Source organism: Paenisporosarcina sp. P5_A11, assembly GCF_056400705.1.
Genome location: NZ_JBFUKT010000004.1, coordinates 40389 through 62808 on the forward strand (window position 1 = coordinate 40389; position 22420 = coordinate 62808).

Here is a 22420-nt window from a genome sequence, read left to right on the forward strand (position 1 = left end):
TAAGCCATGAGTAATGATGTTGTCTTAGAGGTGAAGAACTTAAAAACACACTTTATTTCGAGTAAAGGAATAGCAAAAGCTGTTGACGGAGTCGATTTTGTATTAAGAAAAGGAGAAACTCTTGGAATTGTCGGGGAATCAGGATGTGGTAAATCAATGACATCTTTATCTATATTAAGACTAATCCCATCTCCACCAGGAAAAATTGTAGACGGTGAAGTTTTATTGAATGGCAGGGATTTAGTTACCATGTCTAATGCGGAATTGCGAAAAATTAGGGGAAATCGAATTTCAATGATATTTCAGGAACCGATGACCAGTTTGAATCCAGTTATTCCCGTAGGAGAACAAATTGCAGAGGCATTGCGATTACATCAAGGTTTATCTAAAAAGGCTGCTTGGGCTAAATCAGTAGAAATGATTGGATTAGTAGGAATCCCTTCGCCAGAGAAAAGAGCGAAACAAGAACCATTTCAACTAAGTGGTGGTATGAGGCAGCGAGTCATGATTGCCATGGCATTAGCATGCACACCGGAAGTTCTAATAGCGGATGAACCCACAACGGCACTAGATGTTACAATTCAAGCGCAAATACTGGAAATAATGAAGGACCTCCAACGGAAAATTGGAATGGGAATTATTTTTATTACACATGATTTAGGTGTAGTAGCAGAAATGTGCGATCAAGTTGCGGTCATGTATGCTGGGCAAATTGTCGAGCACCAAAACACTGCTGAGTTATTTAAAAATCCTCTTCATCCTTATACCCAAGGGTTAATAGGGTCTCTTCCGAAATTGTATGAAGACCAAGATGAACTTCAAATTATTGAAGGGACCGTACCAAGTCCATATGATTATCCAGAAGGGTGTCGTTTTGCTGAAAGATGTCCATTTGCGAGAAGTGTTTGTAGTGAAAAACAACCAGACTTAATCCAGTATGATGAAGAAAGTAAAGTAAGATGTTGGCAGTATACGAATGAATGGAAAGTTAGTTTAACAAAAGAGTTGGTGACAACATGAATAGCCTTCTGATAGATAAAAAACCCTTACTAAAAGTGACAGAGTTAGAGCAGCATTTCACACTAAAAAGAGAAGTGGTTTTTCAAGCAAAACAAGTGGTCAAAGCTGTAGATGGAATTAGTTTTGAACTTTTTCCTGGAGAGACGTTAAGTATTGTCGGTGAATCAGGATGTGGGAAGTCTACAACCGGAAGATCAATTTTACGTTTAGATGAACCCACAGGTGGAGACGTTTTATTTAAAGATGAGTCTCTTACGAAAATGAGCAAAAAAGAACTTCGAAAAGTAAGAGGAGATATTCAAGTAATATTCCAGGATCCTTATGCTTCACTAAATCCAAGAAGAACGATTCGTCAAATGTTATATGAAGCAATGGCTATTCAAAAGGTACTACCTCCTAATGAGAGAGAAGCGCGGATGTTAGAATTGATGAACCATGTTGGTTTACGACCTGAGTATCTTGAAAGGTACCCCCATGAATTTTCAGGTGGACAACGACAAAGAATTGGAATAGCTAGAGCGCTAGCGGTTAATCCTGAAATTATAATATGTGATGAAGCTGTCTCTGCACTAGATGTATCCATTCGCGCACAAATCTTGAACTTGCTCAAAAAGCTCCAAAAAGATTTAAATCTTACGTTTTTATTTATCTCTCACGATTTAAGTGTAGTTCGACATATATCAGATCGAGTTATGGTTATGTATTTAGGAAAGATTGTTGAAATTGCTGATAAATCTTCACTATTCAATAATCCATTGCATCCGTATACAAAAGCATTACTTTCAGCTATTCCTGTAACTGATCAAACAAAGAGGGAAGACCGTATTATTTTAAAAGGAGATGTCCCATCACCACTGAATCCACCTGTAGGCTGCAGATTCAATACACGTTGTCCTTTTGCCACCGACCTTTGCAGAAAAGAAGAACCGAAATTAAGAGAATTAGAGAGTAGTCATTCAGTTGCTTGCCATTATGCTGAAGAATTATCCTCTTAATGCCCAATAGAATTTTTATTCACTAATTGGTATGATTAAAATGAGATAGATTACATTTTATATAAGGAAGGACGTATATATAATGATGCCTTTAGAAACTTTTTCATTATACGTCTTAATTTGTGTATTAGCTCCTTTAGTGGGAGCTTTTACACTTTCATTTGTTATGATTTTTGAGAGACAAATTGATAATCTACAAAAAGAAGCTTCGAAGCTTGTCTTAGAAAAAGAATTGCAACATGCAAATTATGATCAGTTAAATCAACAAATTCAACCACACTTCTTTTTCAATACACTTAATACAATGCTAAGTTTGGCACGTTTAGACCGCAAAGAAGAACTGATTAAAGGTTTGGAAGTTATGGCTAAATTTTTTAAATTTAAATATATTTCACATGCAATGCTTATTAAGATAGAAGATGAATTATCTTATGTGGAAAATTATTTGGAAATCCAACGTTTACGATTCAGAGATCGACTTACTGTAATGAAAAAGGTGGAAGAAAACTGTGAGCAAGCTTTGATACCTCCGTTTGTCATACAAACGATTGTGGAAAATGCTTTTAAGCACGGTATCGAGAAAAATATTGGCCCATCGATGTTGAAAATTAATGTTTTCCAAACGGACGGGTTTATGTACATTGAAGTTTGGAATACACATCTCATTGAACCTATAAATGAAAAAAAAGAATATGCTTTACAAGATGAGGGCTATGGTATGAGAAACATACAGAAACGATTGGAACTGATATTTGCTGACCAAGTAACATCATTAAAAATGATACATATTGAGAATGAAACATTAGTAGAAGTGAAATTTCCATTTACGAAGTAATTGAAGAGTGGGGGAGCAAAAATGAACATTCTTCTTGTAGACGATGAAGTTTTGGAATTAGACCAATTAGAATATCTCATGAAGGCCCAGTTTCCAAACTGGACATTCTACAAAGCACAAGATGCTTCAATAGCACTTCAGTTAGCTGGAAAGGTTAAAATTTCGCTGGCTTTTTTAGATATTCAGATGCCAGGTAAAAATGGATTAGAGCTAGCAAAAGAATTAAAAAAGAACTATGAACTAGATATTATCATGGTAACTGCCTTTCAATCGTTTGAATACGCAAAGGCTTCGTTAAGAATAGGTGTAAATGATTATTTAACAAAGCCCATCGTAGAAAGCGAACTTTTAGGTCTCCTCGAAAAATATCAAAAGTGGAGTTCGAAAAATGATTCCATGCAAGAAGTTCTAAGCATTATTCGAGAAGAATATCACGAAAAGTTAAGCCTTAGTTTCGTTGCAAATAGAATTCATTTAAATGCAAACTATTTAAGTCGAAAGTTTTATGAAGAAATTGGGATTGGTTTTGCGGATTATTTAAATGCATATCGGTTAGAAATGGCAAAAAAACTGCTAATAAACCAACGAGATATGAGTATGGCCGTTATTGCAGAAAAGGCTGGTTTTAATAGTCAACATTACTTTAGCGCCATGTTTAAAAAGCAATTCGGAGTGACACCTTCAGAATTTCGTATAAATCCTAAAAGAACGGAAAATCAGTAGTATGAAAACATATAGGCATTATATTACTGGATCAATTGTATTTGGGGTTTCAACTGGAATGATGAGTTTATTGGCCCGTTGGATAACTGGGAATGCTATTCTATCGTCACCCGAGTCTCTTGTGAAATACGGTCTATTAGGGGGTATTGGTTATTCCTTAGCCGGGGCTTTGTCGATATTTTTGTTTGGTATTGTGGCCAATAAAATAAGAATAAGATTTCCGAATTTTGAAACGATAGGGGATTTATTTAAACATCGTCTTAAAAAAGATGGCTATTGGATTATGACAATCATTATTCTTTTTCTGGGTTTAGACTCCTTATTTATGCAAGCCATAGGAGCAGCGGTATTATTTGATTTATTATTTAATATTCCTTTTACGATTTCTATTTTTTTCTTTTTCCTGTACTGCTTCTTAATTGCAGGAGTAGGTGGTATGAAGTGGATACGACGATTCGAAGGGATTTCTGTTTTTTTTATCTTTGCTGCAATTATTTTTATTCCTATGTATTTTTTTATTCAAGAAGGCGCGTTTACAGTTTATGATGGAATCCGCTTATACCATCCATATTTATTGTTTATAAAAAATCAAGAAGCTTACTATTTTATCCTAACGTTTATGTTAGTTGGTTTCGGTCAGGTGCTCACAGATCGATCTACCTGGCAAAGGCTTTATATGATTGAACAAAAAAAATTGCGACTTACTTTTTGGTCAACCGCATTTGTATGGAGTACCATTCCAATCGCACTTTCTGCCATGTTGTTGATTGTCATTTTTGAAGGGACATTTAGTGAAACTTATTCGCTACTATTCCAATTAATGACAAAAATAGAACCGCTTTTTCTGTCCATCATATTCTTTTTATTTTGTTTTGGTACTTTATCCACGACAGTACATGCAGAGCTTCATGCAACGACTGTTCACTTTATCAAACACATTCGCCTTCCGTTTAAACCTCGAATGACGGATAAACAAATGAGACAGGAATCATACGTTTTCTCTGGAATTTTACTTCTTATCTTATTAATTATTACTCATTTTATACAATTTAGTTTACTAGATTTCCTATTCTTCTATGGACATCTATATGCAGCGGTAATTCCTGTAATGTTATTTCTTATTTTTTCAAAGCGTACAATTTCTAGAATGTTACCATATTCGATCCTATTCGGATGGATACTTAGTTTAACGTTATTTCCTGATTTAACATCTCTCCAATCAATATGGGTAAGTTTTATTATCTCATTGCTTTTCTCTATCGTATTTATGTTATTTGCAAGAATAGAATTATACGAACGAAAAAATTAAGTCAAACTTAAAAGGAAATCTTTTAAGTTTGACTCTTATTTATTCTGTTAGTTCTACATCGCCTAACATTAAGTAAGCAATAGGGTTTAACTTAATTCCTTTTACTGAGGGATGATAAACAACTAAGTTTTCGTAACTTCTGATTGGAACATATGCTGCATCATCTAATTCAATTTGTTGTGTTTCTGCATAAATTTCATTGCGTTTGTCTGGGTCACTCTCTTGACGTGCTTGATCTAATAATTTATCCACTATAGGATTTGAATAGTATTGATAATTACCTGAAGATCCTTGTGAGCTCGAGTGAAATAAATTGTATTGGTTATAATCTCCATCTCCAGTAGCATTTCCCCAACTACCAATAAAGAGGTGACCTTCTTGATTTGAGTTGGCCTCTATATAAGCTCCATATTCAAGTACTTTAATATCTACCTCGAGACCTATCGCTTTCAACTGAGATTGTACAACCTCAGATAAGCTAATTCTTTCAGCTCGATCTGCTGTTAATAAGGTTAATCGTGTACCTTCTGACACACCAGATTCTTTTAAGAATTGTTTGGCCTTATTCAAATCGTACGATGGTCCAGTAAGTTGATCAGAATAACCAAACACTTTGGGACTCATGGTTGAATTACTCAGTAAACCTACGTTGTTAAACACTCCTGATAATATTGCTTCCTGATCAATGGCATAGCTAATTGCTTTTCTTAACGCCACGTTATTAACAGGTGTTTTCTGTACGTTAAATCCTATAAACTCAACACCTAAACCTTCATTTCGATATAACTTTAGTGAATCTGAAGCTTCAACTCTTTCTATTTCATTGAGGGGAACTTGGTCCATTATATGGACTTCTCCTCTTTCAACCATGCCTAGACGCGTTGTATCTTCTGGAATTATTCTAAATTCAACTCCATCAACTTTAGGTTCTTTTCCCCAGTATTTTTTGTTTTTTGAAAGTTTCACGACTTGACCAGATTTCCATTCCTCGAAGACAAAAGGTCCTGTCCCGTTTGCAGATTTCTTTAATGACTCTGGATCTTTCTCTAAAATTTCTGGGTTTAAGATACTACCTTCATTACTAGCCAGTATAGACAATAGAGGTGCATAGGGTGTTGATAAATGGAAGATGACATGTCGGTCATCTACTACTTCGACTTCTTTAATCATTCCAAGCTTACTAGCTTGAGGAGAAGCAGTCTCTGGATTGAGTAGGCGATCAAATGTTTTCTTTACTGCGTCCGCATTAAAATTAGTCCCATCATGAAACTCAACATCATCTCGTAATGTGAATGCCCAAGTTGTTTCATCTAGTTGTTCCCATTCTGTAGCTAAATGAGGTTGGGGTTCCATATTATCATTTGGAATCACTAGAGTTTCATAGACCTTTTCGTATAATACATTAGCCGTCGATACATCGACAATAAAATGAGGATCTAGATTAGTAACATCTGATTTCCTCGCTACTATTAATACTTTGCTCTCTTTACCGGATTCATTGTCTACTTGTGAAGATTCTCCAGTAGAACATGCTTGAAGTAGAAAGATAACACCGATAATTATGACTAGATGAATTTTTCTCAAGTTATCACTCCTCCTATTTTCTAAAATAAGCATATTCTTTTTTGGTAAACTATTTTTTCGGAATATTAAGTTCTTTTTACAATTTTATTACTAGGTTGATGGTATAGAAAAGTTCCGCATTAATCCTGTCATGTAAACGTATATAATTTCTAGCAAAAGGTGAACATAGGGAAAATACGATTTGTAATCCAGTAGATGTGCAATCAAAGGAGAATATTATGACTGCTGAGATAAATCATTCATCTAATCCTTCAAAATTCACCAATCGCTATACGTATGCGACCCGTAATCTATGGACTGGTATTCTATTCGGACTAGGCCTAGTCGGTTTTATCGATGAAGTTGTGTTTCATCAGCTGTTACATTGGCACCATTTCTACGACAAATCAACGACAGACATTGGGCTGGTTTCAGATGGTTTGTTCCATGCTTTTAGTTGGTTTGCAACCATTGCTTCTTCGTTTTTATTAGCAGACTTACACCGCAAGGAAGCTTATTGGTTCAAAAGGTGGTTAGCAGGTGTGTTTCTTGGGGGAGGGGCATTCCAGTTGTACGACGGGACCATTCAGCATAAGTGGATGGGATTGCACCAAATTCGCTACGGTGTGGAGATTCGTCCTTACGACATGATTTGGAATCTTACGGCGTTGGCAATGATTTTAGCAGGCGTTTTGCTGATTGGTAGAGTAAAACTGCATTCATTCCAACCAGGAGATGCCAAATTTAATGGGGAATAGTCACAGTCATGTCGCCGGAAGTGAAGTGAACTTACAACTCATAATGGCTATACCTTTTTTGTTAGCCGTAGTTCTTTATTTAGCTGCTGTTGTTGTATCTAATCGGCAACTTAAGAAACAATGGTCAAAAGTACGAAGTGTTTTGTGGATGGTGGGTATTCTCTGTGCGTCAATGGCCATCATCGGACCACTAGCGGAGCGTGCGCATGAGGATTTCGCTGCGCATATGGTAGGTCATGTGCTTCTTGGCATGTTGGCACCTCTTCTTATGGTTCTAGCTACACCAATGACGCTTATCTTGAGAACAATCCCTGTGCGTTCTGCGAGACGTCTAACACGTATATTGAAGAGTTTGCCAGTACAAATAATTACGAATCCACTTTGTGCAGCAAGCCTAAACGTAGGGGGTCTTTGGCTACTTTATACCACGGACTTGTACGTCTTGATGCAACAGAACATCATCATTCATATACTCGTTCACATTCATGTGTTCGTAGCTGGATATCTTTTCACCATGTCCATAATCTATTTGGAACCGACTCCACACCGGTTAAGCTTTACATACCGTTCAATGGTACTAGTCGGTGCTTTTGCTGCTCACAGTATTTTATCTAAGTATATTTATGCACATCCACCAAGTGGAATTTCATCAGCCCAGTCTGAAATAGGTGGACTAATCATGTACTATGGCGGAGATGCGATCGAGCTTTTGGTCATCTTTATTTTCTGTTTTCAATGGTATAAAAATGCGCGACCTCGTGGCAAAGTGTTCATAATTAAAACACCCACTCATGTGTAAGAAATTACACACTTGAGTGGGTGTTTTTTAATTCGTAGATAAAAGATGTTAGTTTGGATGAATTTCTTCATTGGCAGAAGGGTCTTTGGTTACTTTCCGTGCGGGATCATTGATTACTTGTTTATTTAACTCATCAACCATAAGGACATCGACGAATTTCATATCCTCGTGCATATCGAATAAGCTTAATTTGTCTGTTTTAACTCCGTCTGGATTTTTCCAAAAAGCCCCAGTTGATAGTTCACGATCTTCTTCAGTGAAAACCTTTTTCTCCATGGAATTTTCATCCTTTCCTTAGCATGTTTAGTATGTCCTTGTGTTTTTTCACTATTCACGACAGTTGACGCGAGAAACTCTATTTGATTAATCGAGATTTTGCAGTTGATTTAGAACATCACGGAATTTCTGTTCTTCTATCTTTAATCGGAAATCACGAAATGGATTGCCTTGGTTTTTCATTCGTTCTAAAACTGCGGGAATTGAAAATAAATCAGGTTTAAGTGATTCATTGACCTCAACCCAATTGAGGGGAGTCGCAATGAGGCCTTTTTCATTTCCTCTCGGAGAATATGGTGCCACGATTGTTTTGCCTTCATGATGTTGTACATAATCCAAATACAATTTATTATGACGGTTCTTTTTCAATCGCTCTGTAGTAAACCATTGAGGCTCTTGCTCGCATAAAAATTCACAGACAAACTTCGTGAATACACGAGTGTCTACGTAAGAAAATTCGTTCACTGGTAAAGGAATATAAACTTGTATGCCTTTACCACCTGAAGTTTTCACAAAAGATTGAAGACCAAACTGATCGAAAATAGCTTTCATGCGCAAAGCTGCTTCAATCGCTAAAGAAAACTCATGAACTGAAGGAGGGTCAAGGTCAAAAACGATTTCAGTAGGCATAAGAGTATGGATGGTTTGAAAAGGAATATGGAACTCAAGCGCAAGTTGGTTTCCGAGCCATAATAAGGTTTCAACATCATTACACATAATGTACCGTATATCATCGTCTTGTTGAGTGGTTACAAAATTAGGAACTGAGTCAGGCGCGTTTTTTTGATAAAAACTTTCACCGAGCATTCCGTGTGGAAAACGAATAACCGTTAGAAGTCGGTCTCGTAAAAATGGGAGCATATACGGAGAGCTATGCTGCAAATAAAGCAAATAATCGTCTTTTTGAATAGAGCTTGCCGGCCAGATGGGCTTATCAGGATGTGTAATCTGTATGGCTTCTGGGACAGGAAAGAGTTGCCTTTGCATGTGTTGCCAGTGACAATCGGTTGGTTCCTTTTCAAAGTTAAAGGCATGGAACCGAGGTTCTCTTAAGTGTTTTCCGTCGAAATCAATACAAGCAATCTCGACACAAATGGAGGGTTCTAACGCCCATATGTTTTCGCCAGTCTTCAAACCATTTGATTGGAATACGGTGACGAGTGTTTGTAGTTCATCCTCTTTAAGACCGTGACGAAAAGTCACCACTTCAACGAGATCATCATGGACGTAAATGGCACCATGGAAAAAGCCATTACTTTTATCATATTTCGTGAGGACAACAGTTACATATCGCCAGTTTTTAATTTTTAGCCAATGAGGGGTTCTTTTATCACTTTGCCAGAGACTTGTTTTTTGTTTAGCAATGAGGCCTTCCCCGTTATTTACCGTGACCTTATTCCATATTTCTTCGCTATTGTGATAAACATCAATTGCTTGAAGTTTACGATTGTCTTCATAGTCAATTGAAATAGGAAGAGTCATTGTTTGAAATATCTTTTTTAGTTTTTGCTTACGTTTTGTTAAAGAAAGATCGCTGTAACTTTCTCCTTTGGCTGTCAATAAATCAAATGCAACAAAATGGCATGGGAATTCTTTAACATGGTTCTTAATAACGCTTGGCGTTCTCATACGTCCTCTTAGTTGGACGATTGAAAAATTACTTTGAACATTATTGATTAAATAAACAAGTTCTCCATCAAGAATTATGGGTAAAAATGAACGAACTCGATCATGAAGTTCCAGGCAAAAACCAATAATTTCAGGAAACTGCTCACTAAGGTCATTGCCATTCCTACTCTTCAGTATTGCCCCATTATCATCCCACTCCAATAGGCAACGAAAACCATCATACTTTGCTTCATACAGCCAGTTTTTGCCTAAAGGGATATCTGTTGCCACTGTTAAAAGCATCGGTTTCAATTGTTTACCTACTCTCGCTTTTTGTTGTAGCTTTTGATTAATTCGCATTCCTAATACATAAAAATGATCAAAACATTGCATAGTAAGTAAAAGAAAGAGTAGGTGTAAGCAAATGCATACAGTATGGAAGGGAAGCATAAGCTTCGGACTCGTAAATATTCCTGTAAAACTTCATACAGCGACTGAAAATAAAGATATCAAGTTACGACAATTACACAAAGAATGTAACACACCTATTAATTATCAAAAGGTTTGTTCAGGATGCAAAAAAGAAGTTCAGAGTGAAGATATCGTAAAAGCATATGAATACTCGAAAAATAAGTTCGTAGTGTTGGATGACGAAGAACTAGAAAAGTTGAAAAAAGAAAACGAAGATAAGGCAGTTGAAATCATCGACTTTGTGAAATTGGAGGAGATTGATCCCATCTACTTTGAACGCAGTTATTTTATGGCACCTGATAGTGGTGGAGGAAAAGCGTATTCCCTTTTGCGAAAAGCATTGATGGAATCTGGTAAAATTGGCGTGGCTAAAATTATGATTCGTTCGAAAGAACAGTTGGCAGTTGTTCGCGTTTTTGAAGAATTGCTTGTTATGGAAACGATTCATTTTCCAGATGAGGTTCGCAGTGCTAAGGATGTACCGAATATCCCAAGTGAACCAGCCGTTGTTCAAAAAGAGTTAGAGACTGCTTTAATGCTCGTTGACCAATTAACAACTACGTTTGAACCCGAGAAATATACGGATGACTATCGAACAGCATTAATGGAATTAATTGAAGAGAAAAAGACCGGCAATCAGACAGTTACTGCGACCGAAAAACAACCTACTGCTCCTTCGAATGTGACAGATTTAATGTCAGCTCTCCAAGCTTCACTTGATAAAACGAAAAAGAAAAAGGCAGTACCACGAAAGCGCGCAGCAAAAGCAAAGACTTCCTAAATAGAATGTGCATAAAAAAGAATCCTTACCCAAACAAAAAACCTCCTCACTTTCCGAGGAGGTTCACTGTATTTTTTGAATCTACTGGATAACTCCTGTACCATTAGAGGGAAGAGGAGGGAATGCGTGATGACCAAAGAAACACAACGAGTAACAATCATTTACACCGAAGTGGAGCGAACCATCGATTTCTATTATCAAATGCAAAAAATTGCTACGCACCATGAATTGACCATTACACATGAAGTCGTTAAAACTGCACGAGCAGTGTTCACTCTTCATCAAGTGATGGATGTGTCCTACAAACCCTTCTCATCATCAGATGCTGGGATTTTATATCTCCACACCAATCAAGGTGTATTTCCTTTTAATATTCACAGCAATCCACAGAATTTTATCGATACATTTCGATCTTTAAAATGAAATTAAACAATCACTTATTCTTTTATTAAGGTCATCATATGATCTTGTGTGCTCTCATAGTAGCTTAGATAATTAGACAAATAAGAATCATTTAATTGAACCATCGGAATAATACTGAAATTTCTTTTGTTTTTATTGTACGCATAAGTAGGAATGAAACTTGGATTACTTAACGAAATCACGGATTTTCCATAGGACGTTGTTTTAGTGATTTCTATTCCGCCAATACCCCCAGTCATTCTTTCTAGTCCATCTTGTGCAGATAAAAAATTCCCTAAACTATACATAACGAATGTTCTCGAACCATCAACACGTTCAATCCAATCCATCGGCTGTAAGACATGTGGATGGTGTCCAATGATGATATCGACACCCATATTTGAAAGTTCTTTTGCTAAATCAAGTTGCATTTGGTTTGGTTCTTTTTCGTATTCATTTCCCCAATGCATGGAAACCACCACAACATCTGAGAGGGCTTTAGCTTTTTCAACATCTTGTTTAATCAATGACAAGTCAATCAAGTTGATTAAATACTCTTTATCCTCTGGCACGGGTAACCCATTTGTTCCATAACTATAGGATAAAAATGAAAAGCCAATTCCATCTTTAATAACCGTTCGAATATTCTCCCGATCTGCATTTGATTTGAATGCGCCTGTATAAGTCATCCCGATGCGATCCCAATAAGCAAGGGCGTTTCTGATACCTTTTTCACCTCGATCTAAAGTGTGGTTATTGGCAAGCGTGACAAGGTCAATCCCAGCTTCTTTCAAAGCATCACCAATTTCGTAAGGACTGTTAAACAACGGATACCCGGAGAGGCCAAGTTCTGCGCCCCCAATCATCGTTTCTTGGTTTGCGACGGCAATATCAGCTTCTTCTAAAAAGGGCTTCACTTTCGTAAACATTGAAGAGAAATTATATCCGCCTTGAGGAGTCGCAGCGTCCCAATAGACAGGTTGGTGAATAAGAATATCGCCTATGGCTACCAGTTTTACACTAGTTACAATTGGTTTTTCTAAAGACACGTCAATTGGGATTGTTTTTTCTTTGGGATTATCAGGTTCCATTGCGTTCACAACAGGCGCTGGTTTAATGGGGATTTCGTTCGCCGGTAAATTAGAACAACTACCAAGTAGTAGCGAAAGTGTAAATAAAATGACGAGTTTTTTCATGTCGATCCTCCAACAATTCTTTTGCAATCAGGTAAAAAGGGTGTTTCAAGTGTATGCAGTCTCTACAAATATACCGTCTCTAAAACGTATGTAACAAGAGGTCCTCCAACATTTTCTTTTGCTACAGTTAAAAGGTTGCAGCAAGTAACAAGCAAATAAAAAGCGCTTCTTAATTTCAAAACTTATTCCGGTTCAAATTCTTCAACAAAAATTCGATAACGTACTGAAATACGTATGGATTTAGTGACTTCACAGACAAAACATAAACCGGAAAATCAAAAAGAAGACAAAGATGCTTTTCTTAATTGGAACAGCGATTATTATAGTAGGGGCGCTATTACTGTATAGGGTAGCTTCTCTAAGTCATCGGCCATTAAAGCAATATCAGCTGTTTCAAGTGCTGCATCGATATAAAAATGTTAAAACAAACTGTCCTGTACCTTATTAGTCCACATGATCGGAATAGTGCTTTTGTTTTATGTAGGTGTAGAACCAATTGCTACAAAGTTACTTCTTATGTTTAATTTTCTAAAAAGTAGAAATGTGGGATGATGTGGATGGAATCGTAGGAATTCTTTTTTAAATGACTTGTTTGTAAAACAATAGATTAGGAGAGAAAAAACAATTATATTAGACAAGGGGATACGGTATGTAGAGGAAAAAAATCAGTTAGATTCTTACAGGAACGTTAGCTGTTGGTATGTTATTATCTCAAGGTGCTCCATATAACGTTTTGGCGCAAAGCCCGTTTGAGCTGAATCCAGTTGATCATGCTGAAGAAATCCTAAAGAGCCTGTCTTCGGAACAAAGAAAGGCGTTAGAGCAATTGGATACCAATCCAAACTTTACGATTTCTCCGGAATTAGTCAAAGTGATCGTGGAATTCGAACAGGCGCCAGCGCAACTCCGGACCGAACGAAAAAACGCTCGGTTCTCCGGGAACAGCGGCTCTCGGCATTTCAGTAGGGGCAAGTGATGTTTCCATGTCGATTCCTACATTCAATGGAAGCGCTTCCATTGAAAGGTTTGAAAATATGCAGCTCCTAGGCAAAGATTTTTCTGATAGATTAGAAGATTTGCAAGGACAAACTTTACCAATTATCTTGCAGGACTTGGTGAAGCAGTTGATTTTGCTGGGAAAGATTTCAACGGAAAAATTGCGTTGATTCAGCGCGGAAAATTGGAAGCGTTTCCATTAAAGGTTTGAAAATATGCAGCTCCTAGGCAAAGATTTTTCTGATAGATTAGAAGATTTTGCAAGGACAAACTTTACCAATTGTCTTTGCAGGACTTGGTAAAGCAGCTGATTTTACTGGGAATGTTTTCAACGGAAAACTTGCGTTGATTCAGCGCGGGGAAATTACCTTTGATGAAAAAATTAAAAATGCCAAAAACGCTGGTGCTAAAGCAGTGATTGTGTACAACAATGTTGACGGGCAAATACCTGCCTACTTCGCAGGAACTGGAACAGAAAATCACGATTCCTTCCAGCGCCGAGGAAGGCAGATATGAAGGATATATCCATGTGACCAATGCGAACAATCCGGCAGAAACCTATCAAATTCCATTCGCTGTCATGGTGACAGAAAAGGGAATTGCCTATGCGAAACCAACTAGACCTTTTTGGCAATGTTTAGATAGAACTATCCATGTAATCTTGAAGATGAATAGCCCAATGAAACCATCGATGTGCTTGTTAAGGACAGTAAAAAACAGGAAAAGCTACAGGTTTCAGTGTTATCAAATGATTTCATTATTTTAGGAGGAGAAATATGAAGTACAGAAAAAAGTTTAGTAAGAGACAAGCGAAGAAAGTATTTTCGTGCTTTGCGTTAAGCTTAATGCTATTAAACATTGCATTACCTCAGGCTTTAACACATGTACATGCTGAAACTAAACCAAATCAGCAAATTTTATCCAGTGAAACCTATAATGCAAAAGAAGTAAACCGTATTCTTGACGGGCTTACTCCTGAGCAAAAAGCAAACATTAATAAGCTCACTGGAGCAGATAACGCTCAAAAAATCCATGTGGACCAAAAAGATTTACGTAGTTCAAAAAATATTAACGTGATTGTTCAATTTAAAGAAGACCCAGCTAAGATACAAATCATTAAGCAATCGTTGGCTAAAGGTCGCGCAACTGTAAATAGTAAAGCTTTTGCAAGCGAATATTCCGACGCACAAAAAAGGGTTAAAGATTCTCATGCTAAATTTAAAAGCTTTGTGAATACGCAGCCTAAAACGCAAATAATTGGCGGGAAATCTGTTAAAACGGCTATGAGTATTACGCGAGAATATTCAGAAGCATTTAATGGAGTAGCTTTATCACTACCTGCAAAAATAGTTGAAAATATTGCCAAAAATCCAGAAGTTGCTTCTGTTTGGTCTCAAGTAGAATATACGGTGCCTGAAGGATCTACTCCAAAAGCTTTAGAGACAAGTGAATCTGTAGGCAAGCCTACAACAGGGCTTTCTTTATTAGGATTAGATAAACTTCAAGCTGAGGGTCATACAGGTATTATTAAATCAGGTCCTCGTGCAGGCCAAAAAGTTAAGGTTGGTGTATTGGATACAGGTATTGACTACAACCACCCTGATTTAAAGGCTGTATATAAAGGTGGACATGACTTAGTCAACAATGCAGGATTCGATGCAAATGGAAATGTCATTTATGTGGATGACCATGATCCAATGGAAACGAATTATGAAGATTGGGTAGCTGCTAAGGCGAATCCTGATCCAGTTGTTGGACCACCTCCTGCAGATTATAAACAGTATATTACATCTCATGGATCTCACGTTTCAGGGACTATAGCTGCAAATACGACAAATAATAACGACGTTTATTCAGCAAATGGTGTAGCGCCAGACGTGGACCTTTATGGTTATCGTGTACTAGGACCAGGTGGACGTGGCACAACAGACTCCGTATTGAACGGTATTGATCAAGCAGTTAAGGATGATATGGATGTCATCAATCTTTCGCTTGGTGCAACGATTAATAATCCACTTTACCCAACCAGTATCGCTATTAACAACGCTACTTTAGCTGGTGTTGTGTGTGATGTTGCAGCAGGTAATAGTGGTCCAGGTGCAGCTACTGTAGGCTCACCAGGAACTTCTCCACTGGCGATAACGGTTGGTGCAAGTACGATTCCGGGAGACATTCCAGTGATGACACTTAAGAATGGTTCAGCTTCCCATCAAGCTCGTTTGTTTGGTAAAACCTTCGCACAAGCAGACGATGCATTTAAAGGACAATCATTCCCAATTGTTGATGTCGGCTTAGGTAGTGCGGCAGATTACAATGGTTTAGATATGTCTGGTAAAATTGCTCTTGTGAAACGTGGTGGAGATTTTTTACAGACTAAAATGGCAAATGCTAAAAAAGCCGGCGTTGCAGGTATGATTATTTGGAACAATAGTGCCGATGCAGATAACCAAGGTTATATAACAAGCTTCTTAGGCGTTAGCATGGATAATGTTTATTCTGTTTCATTGACTCAAGCGCAGGGACAAGCTCTTTCTGATGCCATTTACAAGGATCCTAAATCAGCAACGATTACGTTCCCAGATACACTTGATGCGCCGATCGCAAAGAAAGGCGACGAGTTGGCAAACTTTAGCTCAACGGGGCCGGTAAAAGATTGGTCAATCAAGCCAGATGTTGTAGCGCCTGGTGTTGACATTTCGTCCACCGTTCCATATGACGTTTGGGAGCCACAAGACGGAGTTAGTGTAGAAAATAGAGATTATAAGTATGCTTATGAATTAATGTCCGGGACTTCAATGGCAACGCCTCACGTTGCAGGTATTTCAGCATTGATTTTAGCTGCAAATCCAGAATATACTCCGGCAGATGTCAAGTCGGCATTAATGAATACAGCAAAGGATATTAACACAGATTCAAAGACTTATAGCGTATACCAAGTCGGTGCTGGACGTGTTGATCCTGCACGTGCGATAAAAGAGGATGTAAAAATCCAAGTTTTGGATAAAGCATATACCGTTGATTCAGATTCTACACTAAGTCAAGTTGATAACCTTACAGGCAGTATGTTCTTTGGTTTTAATGGTAGAGGAGAAGGCGCATTGAACGGCTCTGATGATGTAATTTCATCAAAAGACTTTAACGTAACCAACCAAGGAGCTAGCAGTAAAACATTTAATGTAAGTACTCAATTTATTTCTACAAAATTTGCTGGATCCAATAAAGTAGGTCCTGGCACTGGAAATGATGTGAAAATCGATTTTTCTACCGGTGGTTCAAGCGTGACATCCATTAATGTTGACGGTGGAAGTACCGTTAAAGCAACAGCAAAAATTACGGTTCCGTCAAACGCAATTGAGGGCACTTACGAGGGTTATATTTACCTGGTAAATGCGACGAACTCATCGGAGTCATATCGTATTCCATTCACTATTACCGTTGCGGAAAAAGGAATTGATACTTTTAAAATTCTTTATAAGGCAATGTCAATGCCAGGTGGAGCAGCTGGCTATAGCTTCTCCATTAATAGTACAATGGAAAACTTCTATATGGTATTAAAAGATAAGAATGGAAATTACTTAGGCGTAGCTAACACATTATCTAATGCAAGTTGGCTTTCCCCAGGTGTCCAATACGGACCATATATTACGCTTTTCAATGGACAATATCTTCCATTTACAAAGCCATATGAGGGCTCATTGGATCAATCCGGAATAGCAGAAAAGCCGGAAGTGATAAAAGAGGGCGCATATTCCGTTGAAATGATTATGACTGATGAAGCTGGAAGACGTTACACAGCAGAAGATACAGTCTATGTAGACAGTACGCCGCCAACCATCAACATGGACAGCGATTCAAAGCCAGGGATCTATGAAATCGACCCTAAAGGCTACCAACCTGGACAAGAGATTAAAGGATTCTATGGATCAGTCTACGATTCTAACATCGATGTTATGAAAAATAATGGTGAAACTTCGGTGATAAGTATTAAAGATGGCAGGACACCTGTGCCTGTAGATCAAGCAATGAACACGGTTATTGGCTTTCAAGATAGTATGTTCCCAACTGTATTCTTTGATACAGATGAGAAAGGTCGTTTCCATTTTGGAATTACTCCTGAGGACTTAACTTCAAAATTCGGAAGCGCATTTATGATTTATCCAGTTGATTATTCTGGGACAGGTGATTCAGATATAACTAAACAGGAATATTATTTTATCAAAAAAGGTACCCCATATTTAACACTTACATCTTCTGGAGGTGTTGATGGAGGTCAAGGCAACGAAGAAAAGGTTGTAATCGATGCGAATAAACCGTTCAAAGCGACAATCGCAACGAAAAATGGATTAGGAATGTCAGGCGGTAAAATTACTCTAAATGATGCGCGTGTTTACGCTTTTAGCAATATTAGATTGACAGATGAATATAAAAATTATCTAATCAGCAAAGGAATTGACCCTACTAAAGTACTAACTGTAGGTGAGCCGTATGTACATCCAATTTATCAAATAGGTAAAAACACAGATGTTACGATATCTGGTATTGGGGCAAATGGTGCGCTTGACCATGATATGAATATTTTAGAAGCAGATGTTACTTATAATAGCCCCGACMCGATTGTTGGACCAAAAGAATTTCCACTATTACAAGCAAGTTTAAACTTGTCAGGTGAGGATACGAAAGTGACGTGGTTCCCAACAAATGTACCTAATGTGCGACAGTCAATATCCGTGCTTAGAGGTCGTGTGGCAGCTGAAGCTTACGCAAGAAACACTGTTAACAATAACTATCCTCAATTCACAGTGGATTCAGGAGCGAAGGTAACTGTTAAAGATGATAAGGGTAAAACATTTACAACAGATAGCCCTACAAGTTTTAATAATACAATTGCGTATACTTTTATCAACCCGTATTATGCCGTGACGATGGATGTAAGTAATTCACCATATTCTGTCGAAGCGAATGTACCAGGTCACTTCAAGGGATATGGGCAAACACCAGTCATTGGTGAAAATAAATTTGGATATCAATCAGGAACAATAAAAGATATCCCAGGTCTTTTCCCGATTCTTTTAGGTGGAGATGTCAATGGGGATAACGTAATCGATATGAAAGATTTGACGGATGAAATCAATGTTTATTATCAATATAAGAATTTGAGTAATTTTAATAATCCGGCCAATACGTTAGCCAACAAAACAGCATTCCTTAACAGCAACAGAAATGCTGATATTTATTGGATAAAACCAGGATCTACCGGTTATGGAATTGATTATAATGACTTCTATTTCATGTTCAAAAACTTTGGTAAACAAAATCAAAATGCGATTGATGCAGGGGTAACGGTTCCAACCGCCCAAAAGACGGTGGATCAAGATATGACCATTACGACTCAATATGGCGGATCCATCACGTTAAATGCGGGAGACACACTACAACAAGTCATGCAAAAGCTGAATTTTGTAGCTCCAGCCCAAGCAATCGCATCAACACCGAAGTTAGAGGACTTGCAGAATGGGGCTACGATTTCACTTGCTCCAACAAGCGAAGTGTTCGTTGATGATGTTGTATGGAGAAAAGCAATTACGAAAATCATGATTGGTTCAACCGATGTCACAGATAAAGTGACGATCACGCCGGGTTATCAGTACTTTGATGCAACTGGCACATCACAGACGATGCAATCGAAGATTACGTTCCCTGGTTCTTTATTCCCTACGGCAACGAATTACACTGTAACCGTGAATGCTGCAGGATACCAAGATGTAATCAAATCTTTTACTATTTCAACTGTCCCAATTCCGGCGCCTGCGATTCCAATTATCACAGACCCAACCGTAGCTCATATCGGGCAGGATTTAACATTAACCTTCCCGGAAGATGCGAACTGGCGAAATGGAATCAATAAAGTGATCGTGACGACAAACAATAATAAAAGTATGGATATCACGACTTTAATGAATCCAGATACGAATCAAAAATATTACGATATTAGTCAGCCTGGAAAAATTACGTTCAACGCAAAAACATTTATGACGAATTCAACACTTGATCCGAATAATGATACTTCATATGGTAATGCGACGGTCAACCCTGGTGGAACGAGCTACCTGCCGCAGCTTTACAAAATCACCATTGGTTCTAATGGTACAGATGGCACTGTTTATCCAGATGTCTTTGCAGGTTATGACCCAGTTTACACAGGTCAACAACCGATTGGGTACAGCATTACGTTTAACAGCCAAGGCGGCTCGACAATCAATTCAATGGCCGTGGGTTTTAGAGCAAGTTCAAGTAGATCTAATGGTCCAAATAGTGTTTTAATAGACTTTAAAAACATTGCACCACAAAGAACGGGATATAAATTCCTTGGTTGGTATAACGAACCAGGAGGAATTACACAATGGGATCCTTCAACTCTCTTAACAGAAGACAAGACGGTCTATGCTAAATGGCAAATGAACTTTACACAAAGCTATTCACCTGTTGATGTAACGAAACCTAATGGTATCAAGTTCGACAGTACAAGTGGAGCTAGCGGAACTGGTTGGGTGCTTGGTGAAGGAGATCTTAAAATCAACATTCCAGATTATGCAACTACCATTCCTTGGTTAACAAGTAAGGATAAAATTGCTAAAATCGATGCAACTTATTATAAAATCAAGAGTGATGGAACAACGGAAGATAAGCCTACAACTTATACGTTAGATCCAAGCACATATGAAATGTCAACTAACGATAGAATTGGAACGCTTTCATATACGACAGCGACTGAAAGCTATGCCACTGGACATCCAAATGAAAAGTTTGCTTTTAGTGAAGCACCAAGTATATCGAATGGCCAAATTAATGGTTACAAGCTAAAAGTCACAGCAACAACTGGTGAAACGATTGAGATTCCGGATATTAAACTGGGTTATAGACGTCATATTGACTTAAACGGCGGAACGTTAAAGAATTCAAATGATTTATACTTGGCTGATGTATTAATTAATGGAAAAGCTACTTCACCTAATATGCAAACAGCTGGTTCTCATGTAACAAATGGACTTTTATCGCTAAGCGATAAACTCTATCTGGACCGTGAAAACTCAATTGATAAGATTGTTGATTTTTCGAAAAATGGTAGATTAACAGATAATGCAACTTACTATTTAGGTTGGATTAAAACTCCTCCAACCGTTTTGAAAGATACAGTTGGAAACATTGTAGATAGTGATATTACTTTAACATTTACGGATGATGGAACATGGAAAAATAATATCAAACAAGTGAAGATTGGTTCAAAAGAATTAGTTTTAGATAAGGATTATACGATTACAAATAGCTCCATTACGCTAAACCATGACTTATTTACAGCAGGACAAAAGGTCAATGTGATGATTGTTTCTGAAGGTTATGCGGATGCAATCGTTACGGATCAGGTTATAGGATATAAAGTAACATTTGAATCAAATAGCGGAGATCCTGTACCGTCTCAAATCGTAGATCGAAGTGCAACGAAGCCGATCGATCCAACAAAAGTCGGCTATAAGTTCTACGGTTGGTATACAGATCAAAATTTAACAATACCATATGATTTTGCAAGCATTGTGACAAAACCAATTACGCTTTATGCTAAATATGCTTTAGTAGGTTCTCTTGTACTAACAGATACTACAGATAACGCTCTTGGAAACGATATTACACTTGAATTCATTGATTCTGAGTGGGCAAATTCTATTTCGAGAATTAAGGTTGGTGCAGTTACTGTAGATGGAACGAAATTCAAAGTAGATATGGCTGCACATACGATTACATTGGATAAGAGTGTCTTCACAAAAACTGGAGAATTCACTATCAATATTAGCGCAACTGATTATGCAGATGTAACCGTAACCCAAAAAGTAGTGAATGGATATAATGTGCATTTCGAAGTGAAAGATAATGCTCCATTTGAAGTAAAAGACCAAATTGTAGCACGTAGAATAACAGAACCGACTGTTTATGGTTATGATTTAGCTTGGTTCGCAGATGAAGCACGTACAATTCCTTGGGATTTCACAAGCTCGATATATTCTGCAAAAACAATTTATGGAAAATGGTCACCTACTAAATTCACTGTTATTTATGATAGTCAAGATGGTGGCTTAGTACAGACTAAGACAGCAGAATATAATACAACAATCACAGCGCCTACAGCACCAACAAGACCTGGTTATACATTCGTCGGTTGGTTCAAGGATGCTGCAGGGCAAACTGCTTGGAATTTTGCAACAGATAAAGTAACAGAAAACACAGTTCTTTATGCGAAATGGAATATCAACTCGTATGAAGTATCATTCCATAGTCAGGGTGGAAGTGCAGTAGACTCTAAAACAGCAAAATATAACACGACAATTGCACAACCAACAAATGCACCTACAAGAAAAGGTTATACATTTGCTGGTTGGTATAAAGATGCTGCAGGTCAAGTAGCATGGAATTTTGCAACAGATAAAGTGACAGGTAATGTAACGCTTTACGCAAAATGGTTACTAAATAGACCAGTTATTAATCCAATCGATGACAATGATACAAAGCTTTCAGGAACGACTGTAGCAAATGCAACGATCACTGTAAAAATCGGTAGTGTTGTTATTGCAACAGGAAAAGCTGATTCTAATGGGAAATTTAGTATCAAGATTAAACAACTAAAAGCAGGTACAGAGT

The 22420-nt window shown here is 37.6% G+C and carries 14 protein-coding genes and 1 pseudogene; 11 read left to right on the top strand and 4 right to left on the bottom strand.

Annotated features, from left to right (window positions below; all coding sequences use genetic code 11):
- The first annotated feature begins 6 nt into the window (after positions 1 to 6).
- From AC1DOS_RS02535 to AC1DOS_RS02555, 5 genes are all read left to right on the top strand, one after another.
- Positions 7 to 1020 (top strand): ABC transporter ATP-binding protein, encoded by a 1014-nt coding sequence (locus tag AC1DOS_RS02535; RefSeq protein ID WP_477536279.1) that lies wholly within the window; start codon positions 7 to 9, stop codon positions 1018 to 1020.
- Entirely contained in the window at positions 1017 to 2015 is a 999-nt protein-coding gene (locus AC1DOS_RS02540; RefSeq protein WP_477536280.1) for an ABC transporter ATP-binding protein, read from the top strand. Before AC1DOS_RS02535 ends, AC1DOS_RS02540 begins: the two co-directional genes overlap by 4 nt.
- An 82-nt stretch (positions 2016 to 2097) precedes the next feature.
- Positions 2098 to 2850, top strand: a complete 753-nt coding sequence (locus tag AC1DOS_RS02545; protein WP_108587704.1) for a sensor histidine kinase — start codon at positions 2098 to 2100, stop codon at positions 2848 to 2850.
- Between the two features lie 21 nt (positions 2851 to 2871).
- Positions 2872 to 3573 carry a response regulator transcription factor gene (locus AC1DOS_RS02550; RefSeq protein ID WP_477536281.1) on the top strand — a complete coding sequence of 234 codons (702 nt, stop codon included), beginning with the start codon at positions 2872 to 2874 and terminating at the stop codon, positions 3571 to 3573.
- Position 3574: 1 nt separating this feature from the next.
- Positions 3575 to 4882, top strand: a complete 1308-nt coding sequence (locus tag AC1DOS_RS02555) for a sodium:solute symporter family transporter (protein WP_477536282.1) — start codon at positions 3575 to 3577, stop codon at positions 4880 to 4882.
- A 39-nt stretch (positions 4883 to 4921) separates the two neighbouring features.
- Here AC1DOS_RS02555 and AC1DOS_RS02560 read toward each other — a convergent pair whose 3' ends face one another.
- Positions 4922 to 6499 carry a glutathione ABC transporter substrate-binding protein gene (locus AC1DOS_RS02560; RefSeq protein ID WP_477536283.1) on the bottom strand — a complete coding sequence of 526 codons (1578 nt, stop codon included), beginning with the start codon at positions 6497 to 6499 and terminating at the stop codon, positions 4922 to 4924.
- Between the two features lie 185 nt (positions 6500 to 6684).
- On the opposite strand from AC1DOS_RS02560, the gene AC1DOS_RS02565 reads away from it, so the two are divergent.
- Positions 6685 to 7203 carry a DUF2243 domain-containing protein gene (locus tag AC1DOS_RS02565; protein WP_108587700.1) on the top strand — a complete coding sequence of 173 codons (519 nt, stop codon included), beginning with the start codon at positions 6685 to 6687 and terminating at the stop codon, positions 7201 to 7203.
- Positions 7193 to 8002, top strand: coding sequence for a cytochrome c oxidase assembly protein (locus AC1DOS_RS02570; protein WP_477536284.1), 810 nt, complete (start codon positions 7193 to 7195; stop codon positions 8000 to 8002). The genes AC1DOS_RS02565 and AC1DOS_RS02570 overlap by 11 nt, the downstream gene beginning before the upstream one ends.
- Before the next feature lie 48 nt (positions 8003 to 8050).
- Here the strand turns inward: AC1DOS_RS02570 and AC1DOS_RS02575 are convergent, their stop codons facing one another.
- Positions 8051 to 8278, bottom strand: a complete 228-nt coding sequence (locus AC1DOS_RS02575; RefSeq protein WP_477536285.1) for a hypothetical protein — start codon at positions 8276 to 8278, stop codon at positions 8051 to 8053.
- An 87-nt stretch (positions 8279 to 8365) separates the two neighbouring features.
- The gene (locus tag AC1DOS_RS02580) at positions 8366 to 10198 is read right to left on the bottom strand and encodes a DNA ligase D (RefSeq protein ID WP_477536291.1); all 1833 of its coding nucleotides are present in this window, start codon (positions 10196 to 10198) and stop codon (positions 8366 to 8368) included.
- Positions 10199 to 10310: 112 nt separating this feature from the next.
- On the opposite strand from AC1DOS_RS02580, the gene ku reads away from it, so the two are divergent.
- Together ku and AC1DOS_RS02590 are read left to right on the top strand one after the other, a co-directional pair.
- Positions 10311 to 11138, top strand: a complete 828-nt coding sequence (gene ku, locus AC1DOS_RS02585) for a non-homologous end joining protein Ku (RefSeq protein ID WP_477536286.1) — start codon at positions 10311 to 10313, stop codon at positions 11136 to 11138.
- Between the two features lie 129 nt (positions 11139 to 11267).
- Entirely contained in the window at positions 11268 to 11561 is a 294-nt protein-coding gene (locus AC1DOS_RS02590; RefSeq protein WP_108587696.1) for a hypothetical protein, read from the top strand.
- 14 nt (positions 11562 to 11575) lie between these two features.
- Here AC1DOS_RS02590 and AC1DOS_RS02595 read toward each other — a convergent pair whose 3' ends face one another.
- Positions 11576 to 12736: a CapA family protein gene (locus AC1DOS_RS02595; RefSeq protein WP_477536287.1), complete on the bottom strand. Its 1161-nt coding sequence runs from the start codon at positions 12734 to 12736 to the stop codon at positions 11576 to 11578.
- 902 nt (positions 12737 to 13638) lie between these two features.
- Here AC1DOS_RS02595 and AC1DOS_RS02600 point away from each other — a divergent pair.
- Both AC1DOS_RS02600 and AC1DOS_RS02605 read left to right on the top strand, forming a co-directional pair.
- A pseudogene (locus tag AC1DOS_RS02600) lies at positions 13639 to 14469 on the top strand (PA domain-containing protein); the annotation flags it as partial.
- A gap of 39 nt (positions 14470 to 14508) precedes the next feature.
- A partial coding sequence (locus AC1DOS_RS02605) for an InlB B-repeat-containing protein (protein ID WP_477536288.1) occupies positions 14509 to 22420 on the top strand: 7912 nt, incomplete at its 3' end.